This window comes from Aquisalimonas sp. APHAB1-3, from assembly GCF_048323695.1.
In the GTDB taxonomy this organism is placed as follows: domain Bacteria; phylum Pseudomonadota; class Gammaproteobacteria; order Nitrococcales; family Aquisalimonadaceae; genus Aquisalimonas.
This window is the reverse complement of sequence record NZ_JBLWFT010000011.1, coordinates 108,339-114,338: the sequence shown is the minus strand read 5'-3', so window position 1 is coordinate 114,338 and position 6,000 is coordinate 108,339. Positions and strand designations below refer to the sequence as shown.

General features: G+C 56.6%; 8 protein-coding genes. 2 read left to right on the top strand and 6 right to left on the bottom strand.

Annotation, left to right across the window (positions count from 1 at the left end; genetic code table 11):
* The first annotated feature begins 225 nt into the window (after nucleotides 1-225).
* A complete protein-coding gene (locus tag ACNSTU_RS14560) occupies nucleotides 226-657 on the top strand; it encodes a PIN domain-containing protein (RefSeq protein WP_418212544.1) in 432 nt (143 codons plus the stop codon).
* 302 nt (nucleotides 658-959) lie between these two features.
* Here the strand turns inward: ACNSTU_RS14560 and ACNSTU_RS14555 are convergent, their stop codons facing one another.
* The 6 genes from ACNSTU_RS14555 to ACNSTU_RS14530 form a co-directional block, all read right to left on the bottom strand.
* Nucleotides 960-1,424 carry a hypothetical protein gene (locus ACNSTU_RS14555; protein ID WP_418212543.1) on the bottom strand — a complete coding sequence of 155 codons (465 nt, stop codon included), beginning with the start codon at nucleotides 1,422-1,424 and terminating at the stop codon, nucleotides 960-962.
* Nucleotides 1,425-1,759: 335 nt separating this feature from the next.
* Nucleotides 1,760-2,383, bottom strand: coding sequence for a hypothetical protein (locus tag ACNSTU_RS14550; RefSeq protein ID WP_418212542.1), 624 nt, complete (start codon nucleotides 2,381-2,383; stop codon nucleotides 1,760-1,762).
* 27 nt (nucleotides 2,384-2,410) lie between these two features.
* Complete coding sequence (locus ACNSTU_RS14545) at nucleotides 2,411-2,824, bottom strand: hypothetical protein (RefSeq protein WP_418212541.1); 414 nt, start codon at nucleotides 2,822-2,824, stop codon at nucleotides 2,411-2,413.
* 290 nt (nucleotides 2,825-3,114) lie between these two features.
* On the bottom strand, nucleotides 3,115-4,062 hold the full coding sequence (locus ACNSTU_RS14540) for a TraI domain-containing protein (protein ID WP_418212540.1): 948 nt from the start codon (nucleotides 4,060-4,062) through the stop codon (nucleotides 3,115-3,117).
* On the bottom strand, nucleotides 4,053-4,337 hold the full coding sequence (locus ACNSTU_RS14535; protein ID WP_418212539.1) for a hypothetical protein: 285 nt from the start codon (nucleotides 4,335-4,337) through the stop codon (nucleotides 4,053-4,055). The genes ACNSTU_RS14540 and ACNSTU_RS14535 overlap by 10 nt, the downstream gene beginning before the upstream one ends.
* Nucleotides 4,330-5,481, bottom strand: a complete 1,152-nt coding sequence (locus ACNSTU_RS14530) for a tyrosine-type recombinase/integrase (protein ID WP_418212538.1) — start codon at nucleotides 5,479-5,481, stop codon at nucleotides 4,330-4,332. The genes ACNSTU_RS14535 and ACNSTU_RS14530 overlap by 8 nt, the downstream gene beginning before the upstream one ends.
* Before the next feature lie 175 nt (nucleotides 5,482-5,656).
* On the opposite strand from ACNSTU_RS14530, the gene ACNSTU_RS14525 reads away from it, so the two are divergent.
* Complete coding sequence (locus ACNSTU_RS14525; protein ID WP_418212537.1) at nucleotides 5,657-5,845, top strand: ribbon-helix-helix domain-containing protein; 189 nt, start codon at nucleotides 5,657-5,659, stop codon at nucleotides 5,843-5,845.
* Nucleotides 5,846-6,000 lie beyond the last annotated feature (155 nt).

The following is a 6,000-nucleotide window of genomic DNA, read 5'->3' as shown; positions in this document are numbered from 1 at the left end:
GAGCTCTTCGATGCCCTGGAGGTGCCAACCCCGACCCAGAAGAAGGTCAACGAGGCCGCGTAGCGATATTTTTTGAATCGCCCCCTCGGCGAATCAGGAAGTTACGAACCAAAGTGTTGAACCTCGGGGACCTGCTGGCGTACAAGGCCGAACGTGACCGCGCCAGCCAAGAGGCCCTGGATGCACTGACCAAGCAGGCGCAGGACCTGGACATGGGGTACTGACGTGCGCTTCGTGGTGGTGTTTGATGCGTGCGTGCTGTACCCGGCACCCATGCGGGATTTTCTGGTTCGGCTGGCAACCGCCGGGCTGTTCGCTGCCAAATGGACCGACCGGATTCATGACGAGTGGACACGAAGCCTGTTGGCAACGCGTCCTGACCTGGCTGACGCGCTCAAGAGAACGCGCTCACTGATGGATCAAGCGGTACCCGACTGCCTTGTGGAAGGCTATGAGCCGTTGATCGAAGGCCTATCGTTGCCAGACCCCGATGACCGACACATTCTTGCTGCCGCAATCCGCGCCGGTGCGCAGACAATCGTGACCATCAACCTTAGAGACTTTCCGGCACCGTCGCTCGCGCCCTACGGCATTGAGGCCGTTCACCCGGATAGTTCGTGGAACAGCAGCTCGATCTGCATGAGGGTGCGGTTGTGACGACCGCGAAACGCCACCGGGCTGCGCTCCGCAACCCTCCGAAACCTGTCGATGCCTACCTCGACACCCTCGCAGCGCAGGGGCTTGTCGTCACGGCGGAAAGGCTACGGGAATTCGCAGACGTTCTCTAACCAAAGGACGCCGTCCGACCCAGTGCGGACAACGGCGGGACCGATTCTGATGTCCGCTATTGCTCGAAGTAATGAGAATCGGAGGAAGTCATGACTGGTTACGGGAATTGCCTACGAGCTGGACTGTCCATGTTCTCGCGACGTCTCGCAAGTTCGAGCGTCGCTCACTCGTTACGCATTCTCTCGCCGGAAAATGTAGATGCCAATAATCTCGCCATTGACAGCCGACTGCTCGCCCGTTCCCCAATACTTCAGCCTTGACTCGCTACCTGTTATCCGGCTTACATACCCGGCGTGCTCAAGCTTCCATCCTTCCTTTTCAATCGACTCAAGTGCTTGGATATAATCCTCCGTCTCTTGAGTATGTGCGTATGCTCCGTCCAGCGGGATTATCTCGGCCTTGGTTCTGCTAAGAGACAGCTCGATCTGAAACAAACGCATGCCTGCGGCTTTTGCGGCGCGGGCTCTACCCGCTGGCGATGCGGAAAAATCCGGATCTTCTTGCAACCTAGATTGCTCTATTTTACTGCTCTCATCCTGGTCCTTATTCCCCGCTTTTTCACTCTCTGTTTTAGCTTTATCCTCCGGTAAAGATTTGAAAAATTCCTTTGCAATCTCTTTAACCAACCAAATCATATTGATGTCCTATCTATCGACTTTTCTCGTCATCACCTTGACCGTCCTAATTGGATACGCCAATCAGATAAAGAGCGACCCGTCCGGCTACCACATTTTATGTCAGTTGCTTGTATAAATACGCAGCGCTAATTCTTTTTCGAGTCGCGTCGGACTCTAGACTATGTGGTCGAATAATGCTGGCGTGATAGCCCTAAAAGCCGATGCCTGCGACTAAGGAAAAGTTTACGAGAAAACTGACGTCATAATAGCGTAAGTAAAAGCGATGAAGAGATACCTCATGCGAGCGCCCCAAAAGAACACACAATGTGCGAACTTTGAGGGCTTTGAGTCCTTCAGAAGTTGCGGTAGATGCCAACAGTCGTGTAATCGCCGCCATTGACGTCATTGACGTCCATGATGTGCGAAACGCGAAAGCCAGCCAGGCTGGACTCAGGGTCAAACGCTCGAAACGAGACGTAAACCTCACTGGTCAGCCCGGATTCCGTAACCCCGAGATCGTTGTAGCTGGACTCGTTCAGCGCCTGGTAATACCGGCCCTCGATCCCCAGCTCAAGTCGCTCGGTTGGGAAGACGTAGTAGCGAGCGGCGCCAACGGCTCCGTATTCAATGCGATCCTCCCAAATGTCCTCAGCGACTCGCATGTAGAGGCCGCCGGCGAGGAGAACATTGCCGGCAGCGGACTGGACGATATCCGAACCCGCGAGGTAATCGAACACCCCGTCAACACCAGGGAAGCCATCGAGATCGCGGAACCGGGCATTCCACATGCGATGTTCAAGCGGAATCGATCCGTCCTCAACACAGTTGGCATACGAAAGCTCCGTGGCGGTGCCACCACCGACACCCCACTGGAGGTCGATAGAACGATCCAGGTTACCTTCGCTACCCGTCTGGGTTGCGAAGCCGCTGGCGCTGAAAAGGGCCAGGGCAGCTGCGGCAATCGCCTTCTTTATCATAATTTTTCTCCTAACGTTTTATAAAAACTAGTGACCAAATATGCCCTTTGCATGACTAAGACTTCCTTCCACATTTCTTGCGCACCTGCCGTACTGATTAGGGCTGCACAAGAACGTTTCAGTATTTATAAAACGCGTAAACTCATCACCCGGGATCCAAACACTAAAAGTTACTGACAATGCCGTTATCCCGGCTTGTCCAGCATGAAGCCCCGATGTTGTAATAACGAGGATGGGCCTATCGTAAACTCTTTCTGAGAGAACAGAGAAAGACGAGTGATTATTAATCACCCCAACAACCCGGTTTTCAAAGCTACTTACAGGACCAGAAGTCGATGACTGTATGTAAACAGGGATTTCATTTTTTTCTTTAGCGTTTGCGTTAAAACCCAAAATCACCGATAGAAAAACAATTGCTGATAATAAGGATTTTTTAACCATATTTACTCTTCATTTTTTAGAAAACTTATTTTACGGTTTTGCCGTCCTTTTTTTTAGGTATAGCCTTTAATTTTATATTACTGAGCCGTACAGGCTGTGACTAAAATCACATTTCTTTTTTCGGGAAAAACGGACAGCTAAGTACAGAGTGCGGAGGGGCGGTAACGGGTCGGAATCCGACGGGCACGGGTGGTGACGGGCTGGAGCTGGCGGCGTCGTGAAGCCGTGTCACAAACAGAAACGGCCGAGCGGTTGTGCTCGGCCGTTGTTCTCTCAATTTCGGATCTGGGCTAGTACTGCGGGGGGCGCCAGATAGGTTTTCCTCCGCAGGCCGTCTGCCAGTAGCGGTCTTTTTCCTGCGGCCCCCGGCTCAGGGCGTCCGCCTGGGCGCTGACGCTGTCGGCGGCCTTGATCAGGGTTGCGAGTGGTACGTCGTAGTGTTGTCCGGTCTGGTACGCCTGGATGATCCGCCACAAGGCATCGTGGGCGTCACGGTCCACTCGGCTGATGTATGCCAGGGAGTCCTGTAGGGCGTATTGGATCAGGCTGCCATGGTCCCGGGCCAGGCATGGCACGCGGTTCTCGTTGTCCTGAGCCAGGGTGACTTTGCCGACGTCATGGAGTAAGGCCACCACGATGGCAGCGTCGTCCATGATGCGGTTGCTCGGCATCGCGTTGACGACGACTTTGACACCGGTGGCAACTTCGAGGCTGTGGCTCAGAAGCCCTCCGGGAACGGCATGGTGACATTTCTTCGCGGCGGGCATGGTCACGAAGGCCTTGGCGAAATCCCGATTAGAGAACACGGACTCCAGAAACCAGCGCAGCCCGGGCGTCTGCAGCGACTTGGCCAGGTCCAGGAGGTGCGCGAGATCGTTGAGGTCCGGCGTGACATGGCCCGGGAGGAGTTCCAGGGGGGAGCGCTGGGGCACGGCCAGCCCGTGCGCGGGGACGGCCAACGGCACCATGTTGCCGTGCCGCCCACGCTGGAAGGTGAACGCCATGTTGCATTCGTGCTGCGGGGTGAGCCCTGTCGTTTGTGGTTGCCATTCCGCATGGCGAAGAAAGACGCTGGTCGCGCCGGTGTAGTCGAAGACACGAACGCGGGCGTAGTGTTGGCCGTCGGATCCGCGCCCCGTGTTGATGGGCTCCAAGCCGTAGGTTCCCGCGATCGGCTCATCCGGATGCAGCTCGGGATGTTCCAGGAGCGGGAGTAGTCTTTCGATTGTCATACCCATAGCAACTGCTCCTGCCGTTGGAGTTCATCGTGGAGGCGGGTAACCAGTTCGTTCATGACTGGGGTCCAGACCTTGGCGTCCGCGCTGATCAGTTGTGTTTCCACCCAGGTGTACAACGCATGTTTGTTATTGGGCGCATCCGGGGCCCCAAGCGCATGGCGAAGTCCGGTGCCTTCCGGTAAGTTGAAGGCGGCGTGGAGGGCGGAGGTGATCTGCCAGTAGAGGTCCGCCTTGTCCGTTGAGTTGTGAACGGGGAGGGGGGTCGCATTACGCATCCGACACCTCCTCGCTCTCGGAAGGGCTGGCGCCTAGTCGCGAGCGGAGGAGCCGCTCCATCGCGGAGCCATCCTGGCGCGTGAGGTTGGGGACATACCGGGAGTAGACCGTGAACAGCATTTTCGTGTTCGCGTGCCCCATCTGGCGTGCGATCCACTCGGGGCTCTCGCCGGCCACCAACCAGAGCGTGGCCGCCGTGTGCCGGGTCTGGTAGGGGGTTCGGCGCTTGAGGCCAGCCTCCTTCAGCGTCGGATACCAGACACGGTTGTTGACGTTGCGATAGGTCAGCGGATACCCATGCCGGGTGCAAAAGACGTACTCGCTCAGATGCCCGGTCAGCGCCTTTTGCTCCCTGAGTGCAGCGCAGACAACACCGGACATTTGAATGTCCCGCGCCGAGCCGTCGGTCTTGGTGATTTCGGTTTCGCCGTGCACGCGGGTTTCGCGCACCATGATCTCGCCGCGGTCGAAATCCACGTACTCCCATTTCAGCCCGTCGATCTCGCTGGTGCGCATGCCGCTGAAGAAGCGCACGATGAAGTATGGGCGCCACGAAGGATCAACCGTGTCCAGGAACGTCTGGACCTCATCCAGTGAGAACGGGTCGACCTCCGTGCGGCCGATCCTCAGGGGCTTGATGCCGCGGAAGGGCGTGTTAAAGTCAAGTCGGTCAGCGGCTTCGTCGAGGATCTGCTTGTGCAGATTCAAGACCTGGTTGATCCATGAGGGTGATAGAGCCTTTTCCTGTCCGTGCGTCACTTTGGCGAGTTGGGCACGGAACTGCAGGATGGTGGACTTCTTGATGTCGCTGACCACCTCATCCCCAAAGGTGGGCTGGAGGTAGCGCTGATAGATATCCCGCAGCTTGTTGCGGTACGAGCGCTTCCAGCCCACCTCCTGCTCTAGAAACCACTGTTCCGCGAACTCCTTGCAGATACCCCCGGTGGCCATCGGGATCGACATGTCCGCCTGCGCGTGCATGTCGTCTTGGGTCTTTCCCCAGATGTAGAGGATCTTTCGTACGCCGAACGGGCGGACGTAGTGGCTCCCGTCCTCGAGAAATTTCGTCCACAGAACGTTCGTAATGTATCGGCGATCGAATTTCAGTCGGCTGGCGAGTTCGTCTGCCGTCAAGTAAGTCATCAGTAGCTGCTCCTGTATACGTGTGTGTTCGCTATACGTTCTGGATCAATGTATAGCGGCTATACGCTCCTGTCAATCGGCTATACAAAGATGCGGCTATACGTGGGGGGTGCAGACCAGTATTCTCTGGTTCAGCGTTAGGTATTAATGGTCGGCAACGAGGAGAGCCTGAACCGTGGCGAGTCGTACCCAACAGAAGCAGATCAACATTCGACTTGACGATAAGACCCTGGAGCTCATTGATGAATGCAGGGCTGAGCAGAGGGCGGATTTCGGTGGTATCCCGACGCGTTCAGATGTCGTTCGAAAGGCGATCGAGGAGTTTCTCGGGCGCCACGGGAAAACCCCGCACCAGTCAGGGTGAGGGGCACTGTCATAAGAAGGGCGCAGGGGTGGCGCCGGGGCAGGGTGGTACTCAGGTGCCCGCTCTGACACGGGGAAGTCTCGGGGCCGCGAAGCCTCGCCGGAATCACAACAGGCGCGTAGCTCAGCTGGTTGAGCACCACCGCGACATAGTGT